Annotated in this window: 18 protein-coding genes; 10 read left to right on the top strand and 8 right to left on the bottom strand. The window is 44.9% G+C overall.

Annotation, left to right across the window (positions count from 1 at the left end):
* Positions 1 to 23: 23 nt before the first annotated feature.
* The 5 genes from NL647_RS05940 to moeA all read right to left on the bottom strand — a co-directional run bounded on the left by NL647_RS05940 (position 24) and on the right by moeA (position 5,176).
* A complete protein-coding gene (locus NL647_RS05940; RefSeq protein WP_017818646.1) occupies positions 24 to 323 on the bottom strand; it encodes a hypothetical protein in 300 nt (99 codons plus the stop codon).
* A 123-nt stretch (positions 324 to 446) separates the two neighbouring features.
* Positions 447 to 890 (bottom strand): hypothetical protein, encoded by a 444-nt coding sequence (locus tag NL647_RS05935; protein WP_253649816.1) that lies wholly within the window; start codon positions 888 to 890, stop codon positions 447 to 449.
* 12 nt (positions 891 to 902) lie between these two features.
* On the bottom strand, positions 903 to 3,008 hold the full coding sequence (locus tag NL647_RS05930) for an LruC domain-containing protein (protein ID WP_033007705.1): 2,106 nt from the start codon (positions 3,006 to 3,008) through the stop codon (positions 903 to 905).
* Positions 3,009 to 3,181: 173 nt separating this feature from the next.
* Positions 3,182 to 3,931 carry a molybdopterin-synthase adenylyltransferase MoeB gene (gene moeB, locus NL647_RS05925; RefSeq protein ID WP_017818648.1) on the bottom strand — a complete coding sequence of 250 codons (750 nt, stop codon included), beginning with the start codon at positions 3,929 to 3,931 and terminating at the stop codon, positions 3,182 to 3,184.
* Positions 3,932 to 3,940: 9 nt separating this feature from the next.
* Positions 3,941 to 5,176, bottom strand: a complete 1,236-nt coding sequence (gene moeA, locus NL647_RS05920; RefSeq protein ID WP_005452364.1) for a molybdopterin molybdotransferase MoeA — start codon at positions 5,174 to 5,176, stop codon at positions 3,941 to 3,943.
* Between the two features lie 480 nt (positions 5,177 to 5,656).
* Between moeA and folE the strand changes: the two genes are divergently transcribed.
* Entirely contained in the window at positions 5,657 to 6,310 is a 654-nt protein-coding gene (gene folE, locus NL647_RS05915; RefSeq protein ID WP_017190748.1) for a GTP cyclohydrolase I FolE, read from the top strand.
* Positions 6,311 to 6,585: 275 nt separating this feature from the next.
* Positions 6,586 to 7,827 carry an NRAMP family divalent metal transporter gene (locus NL647_RS05910; RefSeq protein WP_005452361.1) on the top strand — a complete coding sequence of 414 codons (1,242 nt, stop codon included), beginning with the start codon at positions 6,586 to 6,588 and terminating at the stop codon, positions 7,825 to 7,827.
* A gap of 49 nt (positions 7,828 to 7,876) precedes the next feature.
* Here NL647_RS05910 and NL647_RS05905 read toward each other — a convergent pair whose 3' ends face one another.
* Positions 7,877 to 8,824: a TDT family transporter gene (locus tag NL647_RS05905; RefSeq protein WP_253649815.1), complete on the bottom strand. Its 948-nt coding sequence runs from the start codon at positions 8,822 to 8,824 to the stop codon at positions 7,877 to 7,879.
* 250 nt (positions 8,825 to 9,074) lie between these two features.
* Complete coding sequence (gene clcA, locus NL647_RS05900) at positions 9,075 to 10,481, bottom strand: H(+)/Cl(-) exchange transporter ClcA (protein WP_009697296.1); 1,407 nt, start codon at positions 10,479 to 10,481, stop codon at positions 9,075 to 9,077.
* Positions 10,482 to 11,138: 657 nt separating this feature from the next.
* On the opposite strand from clcA, the gene NL647_RS05895 reads away from it, so the two are divergent.
* On the top strand, positions 11,139 to 11,699 hold the full coding sequence (locus NL647_RS05895) for a hypothetical protein (protein ID WP_253649814.1): 561 nt from the start codon (positions 11,139 to 11,141) through the stop codon (positions 11,697 to 11,699).
* Positions 11,700 to 11,710: 11 nt separating this feature from the next.
* On the opposite strand, the gene NL647_RS05890 is transcribed toward NL647_RS05895, so the two are convergent.
* Positions 11,711 to 12,130 (bottom strand): helix-turn-helix transcriptional regulator, encoded by a 420-nt coding sequence (locus NL647_RS05890; protein ID WP_009697298.1) that lies wholly within the window; start codon positions 12,128 to 12,130, stop codon positions 11,711 to 11,713.
* Positions 12,131 to 12,226: 96 nt separating this feature from the next.
* On the opposite strand from NL647_RS05890, the gene NL647_RS05885 reads away from it, so the two are divergent.
* The 7 genes from NL647_RS05885 to NL647_RS05855 all read left to right on the top strand — a co-directional run bounded on the left by NL647_RS05885 (position 12,227) and on the right by NL647_RS05855 (position 20,411).
* Positions 12,227 to 13,135 (top strand): aldo/keto reductase family oxidoreductase, encoded by a 909-nt coding sequence (locus tag NL647_RS05885; protein ID WP_005452353.1) that lies wholly within the window; start codon positions 12,227 to 12,229, stop codon positions 13,133 to 13,135.
* Positions 13,136 to 13,496: 361 nt separating this feature from the next.
* Positions 13,497 to 14,501 carry a response regulator gene (locus tag NL647_RS05880; RefSeq protein WP_009697299.1) on the top strand — a complete coding sequence of 335 codons (1,005 nt, stop codon included), beginning with the start codon at positions 13,497 to 13,499 and terminating at the stop codon, positions 14,499 to 14,501.
* Entirely contained in the window at positions 14,501 to 14,941 is a 441-nt protein-coding gene (locus NL647_RS05875; protein ID WP_005452351.1) for a PAS domain-containing protein, read from the top strand. The genes NL647_RS05880 and NL647_RS05875 overlap by 1 nt, the downstream gene beginning before the upstream one ends.
* Before the next feature lie 90 nt (positions 14,942 to 15,031).
* A complete protein-coding gene (locus NL647_RS05870; RefSeq protein ID WP_253649813.1) occupies positions 15,032 to 16,567 on the top strand; it encodes an NAD(P)H-hydrate dehydratase in 1,536 nt (511 codons plus the stop codon).
* Between the two features lie 462 nt (positions 16,568 to 17,029).
* On the top strand, positions 17,030 to 18,073 hold the full coding sequence (locus NL647_RS05865; RefSeq protein WP_005452348.1) for a GMP reductase: 1,044 nt from the start codon (positions 17,030 to 17,032) through the stop codon (positions 18,071 to 18,073).
* A gap of 375 nt (positions 18,074 to 18,448) precedes the next feature.
* The gene (locus tag NL647_RS05860; protein WP_367618286.1) at positions 18,449 to 19,027 is read left to right on the top strand and encodes a hypothetical protein; all 579 of its coding nucleotides are present in this window, start codon (positions 18,449 to 18,451) and stop codon (positions 19,025 to 19,027) included.
* A gap of 334 nt (positions 19,028 to 19,361) precedes the next feature.
* Positions 19,362 to 20,411 carry an alpha/beta hydrolase gene (locus NL647_RS05855; RefSeq protein ID WP_005452346.1) on the top strand — a complete coding sequence of 350 codons (1,050 nt, stop codon included), beginning with the start codon at positions 19,362 to 19,364 and terminating at the stop codon, positions 20,409 to 20,411.
* The last annotated feature ends 126 nt before the right edge of the window (positions 20,412 to 20,537 follow it).

Below are 20,537 nucleotides of genomic sequence, written 5' to 3'. Positions count from 1 at the left end.
GTTTTGGCGTGAACAGCTTAAGCTCATTCGCAGTTTATAAAGGTGAGCGGTTGCTCGAAGAGAGAATCAGTCGCTTGGCTAAATGTGACGATAGCACCTTCTGAACACTGAACATTTGTGGGTACTGCGACTCGTTTGAGCCCCAAAACGTCGGATTCTACTGTTAAGTAACGTCTTTGACCGTCCAGTGATTGCGTTAAGGTATTCGATATTACTTCCGCTGTAATTAACTGTTTTTCTTCTGAGGACGTTAGCCATAGAGCCAAACACAACAGAGCAATGGCACTAACAAAAGCCAAGATGTAGGTTTTGGGGTTGTCCAACGTATTTTTCCCGCCGCATTAATAATCTTACTGTTTTACAACAAAAAAATCGCATGTTCAAAAGAACGATGCGATTTTTAAGTGTGAGTTGTTTTCTATCTTCACGTTTTCAGCTTGTTTTGGCTAAAGAATCCAATTGCTATCACCTGAAGAAATCACTTTTTGTATTGGGTCCGAGCCATCATAAAACCAGATTTCTACTAGAAGATTCCCTTGGCTGTCTGAGACGTTGAAGTCAAAGTTTGCGGTTCCGTTATTCAGAGGTACAGAGGCAACTTTGCTCGGGTATTTTGCGTCGTATTTTCCAGAACCACTCTCTTTGAAATCTTTGTAAACGCTTAGGTGTGCACGCTGTGAAGAGAAACCGCTGATATCCACATTTAATGAGCCTTGTACTACAGGGTCGTAGTTAAAGCCATCGGGCACTTCAAGATCTTGCATTGTAGGATCTTCATCTGGCACTGCAGTCTGTGTCGGTGGAGGGGGCGCACTAGTACCGCCACCACCACCACCGCCGCCACATGCTGTTAAAGCTAATCCCATGATGATTGTGATTAAAGTTCTCATAATGTTCTCTCCCTATGGAATGTAGCACTTGTTTGGTGTTGGAGCTGTATGCCAATCTGTACCTAACTCGCCAGCAGATTCAGCCCATGTTTTGAACTGAGGATAAGCCTCAACCATATCGATACGTTCGAGTGGCCAATCCCAATCCTCAACGATTAATAGTGCCCAAGGTAGGTTGTTGGCAGTTTTAAAGTACACACCTTGTGAAGGGTTACTTGCGTCCACACCAACACCGAAGAGGTTTTGGTCATCAAATTGCTCTGTTGGCGCTTGGTCGGCTAAGTGAACTTCCCACTTACGTCCTGGTTGGAAAGTAATGCCGTCACCATGGTAAGTTCCTGGAGTCGCGAAGATGAACGGGTCGTAAGGCATCGCTTGTATGGATGAACGGTCAGAGCCTTCAGTAAAGTAGACGTTTAGAGTAAAGGTGAGAGACACGCTGTCGTCGCACCCAGCTTCTGTTCTAAAGAAGTTACAACCGCTCGAGGCATGTTGGCTCAAGTCTTCACTAATGATGAATATTGCTTCGTCAGAAATGCTTTCTAGCCCGTTGGACGCCTGCTCAATGCCATTAAAAGAGAGTGTTGTGAGACCATTTTCAATCGCGCTTCTCGAGATGCCCGGTAAGCGGATGGCGAACCCATTTTTGTAGTCTGCACCGTACGCAGCCAAGTCACCAGTGATTTGGATGTTCTCTACATGACCATCTAAGCTGGTTTCCGTGATTTGGAAAGTCACGACAACGTCATTCATGTCGTAGTCTGCTGTGTAGGGCCAGTTATCTTCATAAGCAACGGTGGCGAAGCTTTCTGCACTTGGGAAGTATTCAACAGAATACCCATTTCCCGTGATCGCAATAGGGTAATCTTCGACCTCACCAGATGTCGAACCACCGTCGTAATTCAACCCAGTTTGTTGGCTGAAGCGGAATCGACTCCAACTCGAACCTTCTGTTGCCGCAGTAGAAACAACGAATGGCAGTGGATTATTTCCGGCTGAAAGCAGTTCATCGGTAAAGACCTGTTCGCCTTCATCATCAAAGTCACCATCGCGGTTCCAGTCAAACCACGCAGACAGATAACCAGAAGTGGAGGCGGTGACATTCACAATGGAGCTTAAGCCAGGATCAAGCGCGGATACAAAACCAACACCATCCTCATCTGCTGTGCCCACGGAGTTATCATTTGCTTGACCGTCAGCGTCACCATCTGGGGCGACAGAACCAAGCCAAGTTACGTCGTCGACTTCGTGACGAGGTCCGTTAGAAGCTAGAGTTGTACTGTAACTATCGGGTGCATCGCCGAAATCGATAGGATCGTCTTCATCAATAACAGGTGCATTTGCACAACGTGCACCATCATTCTGACTTGAGCTTGGTCCGTTTGAGACAAACTCAACTGCCGGAACAATCCCTGCTGCAATGTTAGCGGCGTTTTCTGAAGACAAGTTGATACGATAGATCTTACCGTCTTGGTTACGCGATACATAATAGTTGCCGTTTACATCGAAATAACCAGCGCCGAATGTGCCTGTTTCGCCAGTGTCACCGATTGCAGTTGCATTGCCATTTGATGGATTGAACTGGTATAGGACACCAGAGTTGTTGTCGATACCATAAAGAGAACCGTCACCGGGATGGAACGCAAAGTCGGTAAGGTTGACAGTCGCCGTCGAGCTAATCTTTACGATGTTTAATGTTGCGTTTGGATCCGAGTCTAGTGGGGAGAGGTCAATGGAGAATAGACCTTTCCCTTTACGGTACAAATAGTAAACGTGATTGTAGACGTCACCCACAAAAAAGGTGTGATCGGTAGGTAGACCGGAAACGTTCAGTGTTTCTGCTTGAAAGTCTTTCCCTAATCGAACTATCTTTTTGTTCGTAGTGTCGTAGCCATAAATGTAACGGTCAGTGAAGTCAAAGCCCACGCCGTTAATACCCGAAGCTAAACCCGTGTCGTCCTCTAAAAGAGTAGTAGAACCTGTAACCAAATTGACGCCATAGATTTGAACTGGGGTTGATTGAAATAGGTATGCTTTGCTTGGGCAGGTGTCGAACGGCGTGGCTTGAGCATACGCACTTGCCATTAAAGTCCCAAGTAACAGTGATGTCCTTTTCATAATTCGCCCTCTCATTGGTTCGTGATATATGCAATGAAAGGAATGTGCCATATTTTAAGGTTTTGATTTTTAGTGAATTATGATTATTAGATAGGCAGGTTTTAATTCTGATTGTCAAAATGAAAAAAAGCCCAACATTGAGTTGGGCTTTTTGGGAATGATTGAGTAGAGAGCTAACTACAAACCGGACAGGTTGGCATTTTCATCAGATTCATTTCTCGCCAAGACATGCTTAGCGCATCCAAAATAAGAATTTTTCCTTTCTTTGGCTGCCCGTAGTTAGCAATCACCTTGATGGCTTCCATTGCTTGGACTGCACCGACAATACCGACGACAGGTGCCATTACACCGGCTTCAACACAGCTTAACGCGCCACTGCCGAAGAGGGCGCTTAAGCACTGGTAACATGGTTGAGTAGGATCATCGTAAGTGAACACGCTTACTTGCCCTTCCATGCGAATTGCGGCACCCGAAACCAATGGTGTTTTTGTTTCAAAACACAAGCGGTTGAGTTGGTTGCGTGTATCTACGTTATCTGATGCATCTACAACGATAGTGTGTTGTTCGATGAGTTCTTTGAGCTCAGTATCACCAAGGCGTTTTGCAATGGTGTCCACGGCAATATGTGGGTTTAGCTCCCTTAGTGCCTCAGCCGCTGACGCGACCTTCTTACGACCAATATCTGCATCGTGGTGCAGCACTTGACGCTGTAGGTTAGATAGCTCAACGATATCATCATCAATCAATGTGATTTTACCTACACCGGCAGTCGCTAAGTATTGGCTTGAGGCGCAGCCTAAACCGCCAGCACCAAGCATCAATACCGATGCTTGCTTAAGTGCTTCTTGCCCATCAAAGTCAAATTGACGAAGAATGATTTGGCGGTTGTAACGCAACATTTCCTGATCGGAAAGAATATCCACAACGACTTCCTAGTAAAGGGTTGAGTTGAATAGTTGAATCTGAACCGTTTCGCCTACTTCGACGCGGCCGCGTTCACGCTCCAATACAACAAAACAGTTCGCTAGGCTCATTGATCGGAATGCACCAGAGCTTTGGTTACCTGTTGTTTCAACCACAAACTTGCCATCTTCTAAGGTATAGATGCCACGTTGGTAATCGGTACGCCCCGGTGCTTTCTTAAATGCTGTTTTGGTTGTCGCTGGAATAGACTCCGGAGCCTTCCACTCTGTATGTCCTGCGAGTTTTGCCAACATCGGTTGAACAAGCACGTACATGGTTAGCACCGCAGAAACAGGGTTGCCCGGCAGACCACAGAACCAAGCAGTACTTAGCTTACCAAAGGCGAAAGGCTTACCTGGCTTGATTGCCAGCTTCCAGAAACCGATCTCACCAAGTTCTTCAAGAATGTCTTTTGTGTAATCCGCTTCGCCAACGCTGACGCCACCAGAGGTAACAACGACATCAGCCAACGTTTGTGCTTTTTCAAAGGTCGCTTTGAGTGTTTCTGGGCAGTCGGGGATGATGCCTAAATCGACGGCTTCACAACCAAAGTTTTCAATCAACGGTTTGATGCCGTAACGGTTGCTGTCGTAGATTTGACCTTCTTCTAGCGATTCACCCAGTGGTTTTAGCTCATCACCAGTAGAGAAAAATGCCACTTTTGGTTTACGAACGACGGTCACATGGCTGACGCCAAGAGACGCAATCATTGGAATATCACGCGGCGTTAAACGAGCACCTTGCGCAAGTACAATGTCGCCTTGCTTGATGTCGTCACCTGTTGGGCGGATGTTGTTTTGTGGCTTCACGTCCGTTTGGTTGAACTGAACACCTGCGTCCGTTACTTCGGTGTTCTCTTGCATGATAACGGCGTCACAACCCTCAGGGATTTTTGCGCCAGTCATAATGCGAACACAGGTACCTTGAGGCCATTCACCTTCAAAAGGTTGCCCTGCGAATGATTTGCCCGCCAAAGGCAGTACCGAAGACGACTCAAGATCTTGAATGCGAATTGCGTAACCGTCCATTGCTGAGTTATCGAATGGTGGCACATGGATAGGAGACAAGATGTCTTCTGCCAGTACAAAGCCAAGAGCATCAGCAAGTGGAAGAGAAAGAGTGGTTTGGATAGGTTTGATTCGCGATAGCATTTTATCCATCGCTTCTTCAATTGGCATTAAGCCAGGTGCGTCGCAGCAGCCCATTGAGAAAATCCTGTGTTCTTTTGTTTTGTGGCAACTTTACCATAAAAAGGGGACTGAGTAGGGGCTGTTAATCTTTCATGGTTAAATTTTGTTCGGATGGGGCGCCTAGACGAACCCTTTGGGCAGCGTTTGTTGGTCATTTCTACTTCGTCATCGACTTCTCATGAAGACTAACTACACATCAAAGTCTCTGCCTAGTATAAATGCCCAACAATTCGCTGCAAAAATCAGCTCGAAAGATCAACAGACCCTAAGAATGTCCACCTATAAAATATGGGTGTAATTATTCAAAAATCCGAGTATCCTTGTCAGCCATCCGAAAGGGGTAAAAAACCTGCGGAGCTCAAGAAAATCAGCTCAGTACCTTCATTTGATGTGACTTGGTGTAAAGACACGAACTGAGCAACTCAAAGCGAAAAGTATGAATGCAATTTTGGTTGGATTTGTACAATCGGCTGAAGCAACAAAAGAGGAAGTGGAATGTCAGGTCTTAGCGAGTCAGCGAAGTTAGTAAAAGAAGCGCTAGAGCAACGTGGTTTGGAAACGCCAATGCGCCCAAACAACGTAAGCCGTGAAGAGAAGAAAGAGAAGATCGAACACCACATGCGTGAGATCTTAAGTTTGCTTCAACTTGACCTTACTGACGATAGTCTAGAGGAAACGCCGCATCGTATCGCTAAGATGTACGTGGACGAAATCTTCTCCGGTCTAGATTACGCCAATTTCCCGAAAATCACTGTGATTGAAAACAAGATGAATGTAAGTGAGATGGTTCGCGTGAAAGACATCACAGTGACCAGTACTTGTGAACACCACCTTGTTACGATCGATGGCAAAGCTGCCGTTGCTTACATCCCACGTGGCAAAATCATTGGTCTGTCTAAGATCAACCGTATTGTCCGCTTCTTTGCACAGCGCCCTCAAGTTCAAGAGCGTATGACACAGCAAATTCTTGTAGCACTTCAAACGTTGCTAGGTTCAGATGATGTGGCGGTGACTATTGATGCAACGCACTACTGCGTGAAATCTCGTGGTGTTATGGATGCAACCAGCGAAACAACGACGACAGCATTGGGTGGTATTTTCAAAAGCAACCCAGCGACACGTGCCGAGTTTCTCCACGGTTTACGCTAAGTAATCAAGCAAGTTTCTAAGAGGATGGTAAATGCCATCCTTTTTTTTATCTATCTGAAAGTCATAGATAAGATGGATTTGAGACGACAAAAATCATTTATCGAACTTCGTGTTGACAGTTATTTGAGTTGCCCTTAATATCCGCGCCCAGCAAACGGTTGCGAGGGTTTTCTCTCTTATTTGATTTGCTTATCTGATTCTTCAAGTTCAGCTGATCTCGGTCAGTTGTCTTTCTTTTTTCTAATAATAGAAAGGCAACAATATTGAGACTTGGCATGACCACACAAACTACCGTTCATTCTTCTATTCCGACTTCTGCACAAGCCTCGGAAAATAGCTGGCAAAAGAAAGCTATTCTTAGTGTCGCGTTCTTAATGGCGACTACTTCTGTTGGTCCTGGCTTTTTAACTCAGACAGCAGTCTTCACCAATATCTACAAAATAGACATGGCGTTTCCAGTCTTTGCATCCATGTTCATTACTTTCGGTATCGTGATGAACTTATGGCGCATTGTGGGTGTATCTGGCATGCGTATTCAAGACATTGCCAATAAAGTAGCTCCGGGCATGGGCTACGTGGTGGGTATTCTCCTTGCTCTTGGTGCGGTAGCGTTCAACTTTGGCAACGTGAGTGGAGCTGCACTTGGCATCAATGTGCTAACAGGGGTTGATACTACCTGGGGGGCTTTGTTTACCGGGGTTGTGGGATGCCTGCTGTTTGTGGTCCACAATGCATCTAAACGTATGGATCAGATGGCGCGCTATCTTGGTCTGTTTATGATCATTCTGATTGCTTACGTTGCAATGACCAGTTTGCCACCAATGGGTGAAACCATGAGCGCAGCGGTGATGCCGACAGATATTGGTAGCTTACTGCTCCCAACACTGACCATTGTGGGTGGTGCCGTCGGTGGTTACTATACGGGCGCACAACGCTTGGTTGATATCGGCTTACAAGGAAAAGACAAGGTTCCGGCGATTAAAACCGCGGCTTGGGCGGGCATTTCTATTGCAGTGGTGATTCGTATTCTGCTGTTCTTAGCCGTATTTGGTGTGATTGCGACAGGCGCAACGTTGGATTCTGCAAACCCAGCTGCTGATGCCTTCCGTCAAGGTGCTGGTGAAGTGGGTTACTTCATTTTTGGCTTGGTATTATTTGTCGCGTCGATTACCTCGGTTGTGGGGAACTCGTATATGGCCATCTCTCTGATCAAAACTCTATTCCCAATCGTGGCTCGCAACGAGAAAGTGTGGTGCGTTGGCTTTATCATTATCACATCACTTGGCACAGTGACCATGAACATGCCGATTCTACTTCTTATGCTTGCGGGTTTGGTTAACAGCATTATTTTGCCAATTGTACTAGGCATGATGTTGGTAGCGACACGCAGAAAAGATATTGTGGGTGACTACAAGCATCCGGTCTATTTAACCTTTACGGGTATTGCGATTGTGGTGGTAATGGCGGCATCAAGCATGACCAACATCAGCAATTTTGTGTCGAAGTTCATCGGGTAACGTTGCTCGTTGAAGACAAAAGAAAACGGCCTCACAATGAGGCCGTTTTTTATGTTTGCTTCGATGGTGTCCTAACAAGCTCTGGCCAGTACATTTTGACATAACCAGCAGACACCCAAACCACGAGCACGGTTGCGATGCTTAGTTCTAGAAATCCAAAATCGTGTAACCAATGCCAATGTGGGTGAGATTCCGCGAAGAATGTGGTGAGACGATGCATTGCAATCGCACTGATCACGGAAGGAAAGGTGACCGCTGCGATAGATGGTTGAAATTTCAAACGCATCAAACGGAAATAACACAGATAAATTAACAAGGTCATCGTAATGGCGATGCCTGCCAGTGCGCCCGTCAGGATCGGATCTGGTTGCGCAAAGTTGACTAGGTACGCAGCCAGAGAAAGATTCACAGGCGCAGCCATGATCGCGAGTGTTGGTCGTGCCCGACGCGGCAGAGAGCCAAAGAATACCAAGCGATACAACACCAAAGGCAACATGAAGAAGTAAATGCCGATACACATCATCGCCAAAGTTTCAGAAAACACGTTGTGTCCAAACTGAGAGCCAGCAAGAGAAGAGCTGATCAAGCCCACAGGGTAAAGAAACCAGCTTGGCACGATGTTCGACATCTTGAAGTTCATGATCTGAAAACCAAAGAACAGCACCATCATCGTGAAGTGCAGTAACACCGCCATAAACCACAGCGGGTAGGCAATGATTGGTGTTACCACGGCAAGATAGTCACACAGCATGAGTAACGCCATGCTCATTGGCGCCATTAAACTACCGCTCAGTGGGTGCTTGATGTCCGCCATAAACAGTCGAGGGTTGGTGGCGTATTTAAGTAGAACCGGGGTAAGAAGAAGAGCTCCGAGTGCAGCAAGAAATGGTCTTATTGGTTCTCCAATCTGTGGAATGTACAAAGCCCAAGCTTGTCCAAGCCCTATCATGCCTAGTGCTAACGCCGCTTGTGACGGAGGAACACTATAAAACTGCACAAGTCTTTTCCAGTTCAAAACGACTCCAGAAATGGGTTAATTGCTCTAATTTGAGGCGCAAATACTAACAAGTTTAACGTCTTCTTACCTTTCATTATGATAGGTAAATTCCAGAGAATGGGAATTTTGTGAGTTTGGTAGGAGATTTATGTAGAGACTTGCAAAAAAGTAGAATTACTGGCTCCAAAAGAATCTTAATGGTGAAAGATAATTTGGAGCCGGTACACCCAAGTACCTTGGGTATATTAGGTTAAGCTTGGTTTTCAGGCAGATCTTGTTGACGTAGCTTGTCATTCTTAAGCGTACGATGTAACAACTGGCTGTAAATTGGTTGTCCACCAAGTAATTGCGCCACTATTACTGCGCCTAAGCTGGTAATAATAAGTGGTAGGATCAGGTAGTAGTTATTGGTCATCTCGATAACCAGTAAGATACCTGTGATTGGCGCACGTACTGTTGCGGCAAATAGAGCCCCCATGCCTGCAATTGCGAAGACACCTGGTTCGATAGTCAATGAAGGTAACAGCATGTCTGCACTTGCTCCAAATGCATAGCCAAACAATGTGCCCAAAGCCAGCATTGGAGCGAAGATACCACCAGGTGCACCAGAACCAAAACAAAGTAGGGTAGTGATCACACGACCAACGAACAGCATAACTAAAATAGAAATTGAGTAGTTGCCGTTGGTAATGTCTGGAATCAAGCCAATACCGCCACCGGTTAGCTGAGGAACATAAAGCAGTAGCAAGCCAAACACACCGCCCAAAATAGTACCTGTGATCAAGTAACGTTTACGGTCGTTTTTATGTAGGGCAACAAAGCTGTCTTGCGCGATGGTGATTAGCTTATTGAAAATCACACCAAATACGCCAAACAAAGAACCGAGTAGCAAGAACAACCATAATGATTGTAATTCCGGTGATTGGTATTGCGGCATGGTGATTACCGCTTCTTGACCGTTAATCGCGCGAAACACAATGTTTGCCATGATCGCCGAAATGATCACTGCTCGAATAGAAATTAAAGAGTAGCGAAATTGAGGACGCATTTCCTCAACAACAAACATGATGCCTGCTAACGGTGCATTAAACGCCGCGGCTAAACCACCGGCAGCACCGGATGCTAATAGAGAGTGGCGAGTATCATCGTCTTTAATACGAAAGATATCGGTAACCATGCGACCAACTGCGCCACCCATTTGTACGGTTGGACCTTCACGACCTAAAACCATACCTGAGCCAAGTGCACCCATACCGCCAAAGAACTTCACCGGGATGACACGCCACCAACGTACCGGGCGAATATTGTCCATTGCACCTTCTATCTCAGGAATGCCGGAGCCAGAGGCTTCTGGTGCGAAACGGTGCACAAGGTAGTAACCAATGAATGCTAATGCACCACTGATTAAGATTGCGGCCAGCCACAAAGGCAGCACGCTACCGATTTCGCTTTTTAACCACTCAGTACGGGTTTCAGAAACAAAGTGAACAGCAATCTCAAAGTAAGTGCCGACAAGACCTGCTAGCGTACCAACGATGGCCGCCATAAAGAGGACGGAAAATGAAGTTGGCGTTGACCCTCGAGAGACAAACTGGTTAATCGCATCTTTAGGTACGTGCGCTAACACAGATTTCACAATTCTCTCGCGTTTGGTCATTAACAGATTCTCCTGACTACAGATTGGAAGGGACGGAAGAAATTATACGCTCAGGAGAGTCTAGACCTAATCAATAAAGATGCAATTTAGCTTTCCACTATTGAGCGGTTCAAGTGTCGATTGTCTAAATATTGATAAACTTTGTGCTATTGATCCCATATATGGCACTATTTTTTTATCGGCAAAACTTGTTTTCTGAGCAAAATGAACCATGCTTTAAGTGTAAAGCAACATGACTGCTTCAGAAGGAGGGATGTGAGGTTTTACACACAATTTGGATGGATTCAAACCCTACAGAAATTCCTCGTTATTTGTTCGGGATGCATCAATAGACTTCCCGATTCGCATACTCACGATTGAGTCACGAGGCAGAGGCGCACGCATAGGTGCGCCTTTTTAATGCCTATTATCTTCCCCGTTACTTATTTTAAATAACCGTACGAAGTGTTGATAATTCCAGCTTGGTATGGCATTCTGTTTTCTCGTAATGGTTCTCGGCGTGATGGATTACGCGGTTTAGGCTTTATACAAAGATTGATGCGGGCTAGAAGGTCCGCTTTTTTGTGTCTGAAATTCGAGCTGAGTACTTGCTTATCTTAGGTATAGGGGCAAAGATAGCGTTTTCGATAACATCAAATTTAATCGTCAAGTAATACCATGTCGCGCTTTTTTCTTTGTTTGCTCATCTTCTCAGGGTTATTTTCTCAAACTACATCGGCTCAAGATCTATGGTGGCAGGCGATATTATCGAGTGCTCCTGTTGAACAAATTCAACAAGCGATAACGACAGGTGGAGCTTGGTATCGATGTGAGACACAAGATAGTACCGAAGCGTTTTGTTTGGATGATTTTCACTACTACCATCAGCATCTCTACGGAGAGTCAACAATAGAAGATCGTGAGGTCTATTTGTCTTTTCTTACCGAGTACCAACCCCAGAGTTTGAGCGCACTGATTTTAAATTTGAGGAAAGATGGGCTGGTGATGCAGAAGGTGGAGATTGATGGGCAACAATATGATATTTCTGAAGCGATGAGGCACGCCACGCCTGAAGAGGTAGATAAAGAGCTGATAGTCTTTATTAATCGCTATCCACAGCAAGCGCCACGAAGTATTGATTGGGTGCTAGCACAAGAGTTTGGCACGCCAACGCCAAGATTAAACGTCATGTTAAACAGCGATGGCGAGATGATTGAACTAAAGGTGATTCGTTTCTAAAGTGTTATGCTTTAGATGTCTGAAGCCTCAGTTTTGTTTTCGTGATGGAGAGCCAAAAATGTCGCCATCGCAGATTCATCCAAAAATCCATCCGACTTTTTATGCGCGCGTAGATACTGATAACCCGCAACCAATTTGCGGTGCTGCGCTTCTTCTTCCCCAGAAATTACACCATTCATGACATGTTGATAGGCGAGTTTGTAAGCCTCCATATCCACTACTTCGGCTTGGCGATATAAGTAACCACAACCCGTCGCTAGCCATTCTAGTGAGCAGTTTGCTCGCATCGCTATTTGGTTCGCTTTGGTTAAACTTGGCTCACTTCCTTTGAGATATTTCCTGATCAAAGCTTCAGATACATCGACGCGTCGAGCGAAGCCGCTGACACTTTCTTCGCCTATAAGGGTGGCGAGTCGTTGGGCAAAAGACATATTTCGTACTCCAGTTCGAATTGCGAAAGTTTACCCGTTGAGCGAACGGTAAAACAAGACTAGGATGAAAGCAGATTAAGAAAAGGAGAGAAACCCATGGTTGCAAAAGTAGTGACTGCACCAAACGGTCCAGAGTTTTCTGAGCTGGTTCAAGGATATTGGCGTGCAGTAGATTGGGGCATGACAGCGCAAGAACGTTTGTCATTCCTAAAGCAACATATTGAGTTAGGTATTACGACTGTCGACCATGCTGACATCTACGGTAACTACGAATGTGAAGCGCTGTTTGGTGAAGCATTGGCGTTGGATAAAAGTGTTCGTGAGCAAATCCAGATCGTGACCAAATGCGACATTAACTTGTGTGGTGATAAAACACCTGAGCGTAAGATCAATCATTATGATACTAGCGCGGCGCATATCTACCAATCCGTCAACAACTCACTTGAGCGTTTAAATGTTGATGAGATTGACGTGCTCTTGATTCATCGTCCTGACGTTTTGATGGATGCAGATGAAGTAGCAGAAGCGTTTTCGGAGCTTCATAAAGTCGGTAAGGTGAAGCACTTTGGTGTTTCTAACTTCACACCTCGTCAATTTGAACTTTTGCAATCGCGCTTAAGCAAGCCACTTGTGACTAACCAAGTGGAAATCAACCCCCTTAACTTTGAAGTTGCACACGATGGCACGTTAGACCAGATGCAAACTTTACGAGTGCGCCCGATGGCATGGTCGTGTCTAGGTGGTGGTTCAATCTTTACGGGTGATACGGAGCAAGCGGTTCGTGTTCGCAACGAGTTAGAAATGATTCGTGAAGAAGTCGGTGCGAACAGTATTGATGAAGTGATTTACGCTTGGGTTCGTCGTTTACCATCGAAGCCAATGCCTATTATTGGTTCGGGTAAGATTGAGCGAGTTCACTCGGCGGTTAATGCACTGAATATTGAATTGACGCGTGAGCAGTGGTACCGAGTTTGGGTCGCTTCAAAAGGTCACGGTGTGCCATAGAAAGACCGAAAAGTTTTATCTTCTTAGGCACTCTTGATATCCAAGTAACCACGCATTTCGAGGTTATAGGATATATTGGGTGTCTTTTTGCCTTCTAGTTTATCTTTTTCATTCTAATTGCTAAGAGCAACCCTTTGCGTATCAGGCTTTGTCGAAGTTTTAATCACACTTGCGCAACATCACTAAATGTATAGGGAATTGCGTTTTTTATTGGTTCACTGGTTCACTCATCTATTCATATTGCGTATGCTAGTCCGGTAAACAAGAAATAATAAAAACTCCTCGTCAGTTTTCTCGTACTTTGTGCTGCGACAATCTGTTAGACTCCTGCGCAGATTGTTGAATATATAAAGGTGGTAGAATGTCTTTTCCTGTACTCATCTGTGATGACTCTGCGTTAGCACGCAAACAGATGGCAAGATCACTGCCGGCAACATTAAATGCAGACGTGACATTTGCCATTCATGGTAAAAACGCGCTAGAAGAACTAGCGCAGAAAGAATTTAAACTGATGTTTCTTGATTTGACCATGCCAGAGATGGATGGTTTTGAAACATTGGAAAACATGAAACGCTTAGGCATTCAAACCCCAGTTGTGGTTGTGTCTGGTGATATTCAACCCAAAGCAAAAGAGCGTGTATTTGCACTCGGTGCGAAAGCGTTTATTCAAAAGCCAATTGGTAAAGACGAGCTTAAAGCGACGTTAAAAGAGCTGATTGAGCCTAATGATCGTCCACAGGTTATCACTCCTACAACGATTGAGCTGCCTATTCTGCGTCGTCGTGATATTTACATGGAAGTGGCTAACGTGTCGATTGGTCGAGCGGCAGATGCCTTGGCGCGTCACTTTGATGTTTTTGTTCAACTTCCACTTCCAAACGTAAATATCTTCGAAGTCAGTGAGCTTCATATGGCATTGAGAGATTTAGCATCTCATGACAACGTCTCAGGTGTTTGTCAGGGGTTTTGTGGAGAAGGCATTGCGGGCGAAGCACTGGTTATCCTAAGTGACTCAAGTGTCTCTGACTTGAAGAAGCTAATGAAGGTGCCAGCAGACAGCGAAGAGTTAGAAGAGCTCGAACTGCTGATGGATATCTCTAATATCTTGGTAGGCGCATTCTTGAATGGTTTAGGTGAGCAATCTGAGGTGCGATTCTTCCAGAGTTCTCCTGTATTGCTCGGGCAGCACATCTCCATCGATTCAATTATTGAATCAACCACGGGGGCATTTAGTCGAACCATGACATTTGAAGTGAGCTACAACATTGAAGGTACATCAATTCGTTGTGATCTTCTGTTTATGTTCGTTGACGAGTCGCTGCCTTTGCTAGACAACAAATTGTCATACCTAATGGAGGACTTCTAATGCTGAATCTACCTGCAGAATTTGAACAATTCCATTGGATGGTCGATATGGTTCAGAATGTCGACATGGGTTTGGTTGTGATCGATAAAGATTACAACGTACAAGTATGGAATGGGTTTATGACCCATCACAGTGGCTTGCAATCTCACGAGGCAATTGGTCGCTCCATTTTTGATATTTTCCCAGAGATCCCACAAGAGTGGTTCAAGCTAAAAACCAAGCCGGTTTATGATTTGGGCTGCCGAAGCTTTATTACTTGGCGTCAGCGTCCGTATTTGTTCCGCTGCCGTAACGTGCGTCCTGTGACACAACAAGCGGAGTTTATGTACCAGAACGTAACGCTGAACCCAATGCGTACACCTACAGGAAAAATCAATTCCTTGTTCTTGTCTATTCAAGATGCGACGGCTGAAGCGTTGATGTCTCAGCAACACAACTAAAGGTTGATTAAATAACGATATTAAAAGCCGAGGTTCGCCTCGGCTTTTTTGTATACTTAAATCGTGTCTTCAAATGCGCAGAATAATCATATGGACTTTAATCTCGCTCTCAAGCTCTACACCGCTGAACAAGTCAGAAATGGAGAAGTAATGGCAGCTCAATTGGCAGGGGTATCAATGTATAGCCTTATGCAACGCGCCGGAATGGCTGTGTATGAGCGTTTTCTTCATCTTTATCCCAGAGCACGAAATGTGTTGGTGGTGTGCGGTAAAGGCAATAATGGTGGTGATGGTTATGTGTTTGCCACTCTAGCAAAGCAGGCACAGCTGAATGTACGCGTGTTTCAGTTGGGTGACCCTTTAACCTTGAAAGGTGATGCTCTGAGAGCGTTCGAAGATTGGCAAGCTAGCGATGGAGAGAACAGTGCTTGGGATGATTGGCATAGTGCATTGTTAGAAGCTGATGTGATTATCGATGGCATGTTAGGGACAGGGTTAATGGGAGAAGTCAGAGCCGACTCTCGTCGCTATATAGAGCAAATCAATCAAGTCCATTGTCCTGTAATCGCTATTGATGTGCCATCGGGTCTAAGTGCTGATACTGGCGCCGTTTTGGGAGAGGCTATTCGTGCAGACCATACCGTGACATTTATTGGTGTAAAGCAAGGTTTGTGCACGGGGCAAGCAAGAGATTACGTTGGAGACCTACATTTTTCCGGCTTAGGTGTGAACGTCGAGTTCGAGTCGATTGAAGAAGAAAGCGCGTTAGGTATTGATCATCAGATTATCGGTAGACTGCTACCGGAAAGGAAAGCCACTGCCCATAAAGGCGGTAACGGGAAACTCCTCTGTGTAGGAGGTAATCAAGGTATGGCAGGCGCGATTCGATTATGTGCTTCTGCCGCAGCGAGAACAGGGGCGGGTTTAACTGCAGCGATTACCTATCCAAGCTCGCTACTACCGTTACAAGTGGGAGCTCCAGAAATAATGAGTCGAGGCATTACACTTGATGAGCTCAAAGACACCGATAACGAGCTGGTTAAGCGTAGTCGTTGGGCTGATGTTCTCGTCTTTGGTCCTGGTTTTGGGCAAGATGAATGGGCACATCAGGCATATCAATTCTTATCTCAGAAAAACAAACTCAAAGTGGTGGACGCTGACGGACTAAACATCCTTGCTATGCTCAATCAGAGAAATGATGTCGTGTTTTTACGAGACGAGCAACGCGTTATGACACCGCACCCCGGAGAAGCTGCACGCTTGCTCCATGTTTCAACAAAAGAGGTAGAGCAGGACCGTTTTGCAGCGGCGAGGCAGCTTCATGAACGCTACGGTGGAGTTGTTGTACTCAAAGGCGCGGGCACTCTTATCTATGACGGTGTCAGAATGTATGTTTGTCTCGCGGGTAACCCTGGGATGGCGAGTGGGGGAATGGGAGACGTCTTGTCTGGTGTGATTGCTGCGCTACTTGCAAAAGGACTTCCTATTGCTGTGGCGGCTCGTTTAGGCGTGATACTTCATAGTCATGCAGCCGATATTAATGTCCAGCAAAGTGGTGAAGTTGGCTTGTTGGCGAGTGACGTTATCGAATCTCTTCGATGTGCCATCAACACACCAAAGAACTGAACAGAGCTTTTTTAGCTCATTCGCTTTCAAGAAGAGGCAAAAAAGTGATGTTGGGCATGAAAAACTTGAAGAAATATTTTTTGAAGAATCGCACTAACTGGGTTCGTTTGACGTTATTTTGAGCGTTTATGAGAAGTTAAACGGTAACCTACGATGAAAATGACGCAAAGGTTTGCGCAAAGGATAAAATAATCGAGCGTTTTAACTGTTTGATATTGTTAATTAAGTTGCGATTTTGGGAAGAGGGGAGGTGTTTTTGATATGCGATTTCCAAGATGGTATCACAAAAAAAAATCAAATATCAGACTTGTAGGAAATAAATCACAGCCTATAATGCTGAAAACCGGAGCGTCTGCCAACGCTCCGGTTTTTTTGTGTCCGAAGAACAGTGAACTCGTCTGCCAACGATTTCACTACGCACTCTGAGATGACACATATACTTATGAATCAAGGAATTACACAATGCGTATCGAACAAGAACTTAAGTTAGGTTTTAAAGATGTACTGTTTCGCCCGAAACGTTCTACCCTTAAGAGCCGTTCTCAAGTAAATTTAACCCGCGATTTTACATTCAAGCATAGTGGTCGTCAATGGTCTGGCGTACCAGTAATTGCGGCTAACATGGATTCGGTTGGTAGCTTTGCAATGGCTAAAGCGCTAGCAGAGCATGGTGTAATGACCGCTGTTCACAAACACTACACAGTTGAAGACTGGGCAGAGTTTGCGAAAACAGCAGACAAAACAACGCTAAACAACGTGATGGTGTCAACGGGCACGTCTGATGCAGACTTCCAAAAAACTAAAGACATCATGGCGATTTCTGATGAGTTCATCTTCATCTGTATCGACATCGCGAACGGCTACTCAGAGCATTTGGTGGAGTACGTACAACGTGTTCGTGCTGAATTCCCAGACAAGGTTATTTCTGCTGGTAACGTCGTAACTGGTGACATGTGTGAAGAGTTGATTCTTGCTGGTGCAGACATCGTGAAAGTAGGTATCGGTCCTGGTTCTGTATGTACAACTCGCGTCAAAACCGGTGTTGGTTACCCACAACTTTCTGCAATCATCGAATGTGGCGACGCAGCTCACGGTCTTGGCGGTATGATCATCGGTGATGGTGGCTGTTCATGTGCGGGTGATGTAGCGAAAGCATTCGGTGGCGGTGCTGATTTCGTCATGCTAGGTGGTATGCTTGCTGGTCACGAAGAGTCAGGCGGCGAAGTCATCGAGAAAGACGGCGAGAAGTTCATGAAGTTCTACGGTATGTCGTCGAAGAGCGCGATGGACAAGCACTCTGGTGGTGTTGCTGGCTACCGCGCAGCTGAAGGTAAAACCGTATTATTGCCATACCGTGGCAGTGTTCACGGCACTATCCAAGACATCCTTGGCGGTGTTCGCTCAACATGTACTTACGTAGGTGCAGCAAAGCTTAAAGAGCTAACCAAGCGAACTACGTTCATCCGCGTGCAAGAGCAAGAAAACAACGTATTCGGTAAAGAGTAAGTCGACTGAATATCGGAAATTTCTAATAGTTAAGAGCCGCTAGCTAATAGCGGCTCTTTTTTTTGCGTAAATTGTGTTGTTAAACAAAGAAGTAACAGAACTGGTGGTTTGAAGATCATGCTGTCCAAGTTGATGTTGATAAAGAGACTAGAGAAGAGCATAACGACACGTTTTCGGGGGAAGTGAGCGCTAGGTGCATGGCAATGGAGATTCTAGTCCATGTATTTAGCAGTGAAACTTGGATTCACTCGAAATGTTCGAAGGGCATTCCAACTAAACTGGATTTCTAGGTTAACCTACTTCGGGTAAAAATCGAGTTAAAGAGCAGCGCATATTTCAAGATGCATTGGAAGCTAAGAATGAAATTTGGAAAGGATGATGAAGGTTTACAGGATTACAGATAATCTAAATGATTTTCAGACAATATGTACGACTCCCGATGAAATCGCTATCCAGTTAGGTGATTTCGACTACTTTGTGAGGATCTTATCGCAGGCTACTGAAAATCAGTCTCTGAAAGATATCTGGAAGCCAGTAGAGCTAGAGTTTGAGGATGTTTTTGCCAACAATTCTGTGTTGCCTGATATTAGCTTATGGTTGCGAACATATCTTGTTTTATCCCCCAAAGCATTTGGAATTTTACATAGTTACCTATCCAAAAGCGGAGAGTTTTTACCCACTTACTACCAAGGCGAACAATGGCATTTATATACGTCGATGACATTTGGACAAGAAGACAGACAAAAGTGTGTCGAAAAGATCTCTTATGGAAGCATTGAAGGGTTAGATACTCTTGTTTTCATTGATGATGATGTCAAAGACAAAGCCGTATTTAAGTCGAGATTGGAAGGTGTGGCAAATTTATACTGTACCGATCATCTCAAGTCTTTATGCGAACAAAACCAGCTCGATGGCATCGTATTCTCTTCCGAGTTAACTGACTATTTTAATTGAGTTCTTTTCATCAAAATTTGGTTAGTGGTGAAACTTATAGTTTGCTCGCTGTTGCACCTCGACGCATTTATTGACTTCATTAAGATGAGGGGTGAGGGCGGCGGTTAGCACCTAACCAAACTTTCTCGCCATGCTTTAAGTTACCTCTCTAACTTATCAAGTCACACCTTACTTAGGGTCTTATGGCGACTACTTCTGTATATATCCTTATATTGTTGTTGAGTAGCAACAGTGATTTGATTTAATTGCTATATATCAACATCAGTGCTTTTTCATAACATACCTCTGTTGCAACGGGGAACGTTGTAAACCTCAGAAATCAATGGAGTAAGATATGAAAACTACAAAGTTAATTGCCCTTTCATTAGTTGCTAGTGCTGTTTTAGGTACAACATCTGTAGCAGCAGAAACCTTCTTAGGGGCTGACTATCATGATGGTAAGAATAAAGTTGCTTTCCTTAGCGAAAATGTTCGTATTGCTGGCAATGTGTTTCTACCGCCAAATTATGATAAGAGCAAAAACTATCCAGCATTAGTGGTCATTACGCCAGCTAGCGGTGTGAAAGAGCAAACGGCAGGTATTTATGCCGAAAAAATGGCAAAGAAAGGTTACATTACCTTAGCTTTTGACCATCGTACTTATGGTGAAAGTGGCGGCTATCCACGTGGTATGGAAAATGCGCCAATGAAAGTTGAAGATATCAAAAATGCCATTACATTTTTGAGTCATTTCCCAGGTGTTGACTCTCAGCGTATCGGTGAACTGGGGATCTGTTCAGGTGCTGGTTACAGCTTGCAAGTTGCGATGCAGGATACCCGCTTAGATTCAGTCGCGACAGTTAGCGGTTTTGTTGACTTTACTGACTACGGCATGGGTGGTGCAACACAATATATGGACCAACTTACCGGTGATCCTGTTGAACAATATCGCCAACAAATTCAAATGGCTAGTGATGCGCGCCAGAAGTATTACGAAACCGGCGAGGTTGTGCTTGTTGATGGAATCCCATCGGCAGAAAAAGCCAAATCGATGAATGAGTTTTGGGTGCGTGCTGCAGATTACTATCGTAACCCTGCACGTGGCGGTGGTGCGGAAAACTACTCACCTATGCGCGCTGCAATGTCACTAGATACGCGCTATGCCTATAATCCATCAGAAAATATGGCATTACTGGGAGATACACCTTTCTTAGCCATTGTTGGTACAGAGGCGCTATCAGCATACTTCAGCGAAGTTGCAGTAAAACGTGGCAAAGATGCTGGTATTGACGCTGAACTGTTTAAGATTGAAGGTGCGCAACATTTCGACTTATATGATCAAACCAAGTATGTTGATCAAGCTGTCATTAAGCTTGATAAGTTCTTCTCAACAACGTTGCTATAACTTACTTGATGCTTTTATAGAGGCGAGTGGACATCACTTTTGTAGATGATCATCAACGAATAAGAGAAGACAGTCTTTAGTAAAAATTAACTCTTTGTTTTTAAGAGACTAAAAAGACTAAGAGCC

Origin of the sequence: Vibrio sp. Y29_XK_CS5 (genome assembly GCF_024181835.1) — a bacterium.
GTDB lineage: Bacteria > Pseudomonadota > Gammaproteobacteria > Enterobacterales > Vibrionaceae > Vibrio > Vibrio harveyi.
This window is presented reverse-complemented; position numbering and strand designations above follow the sequence as displayed.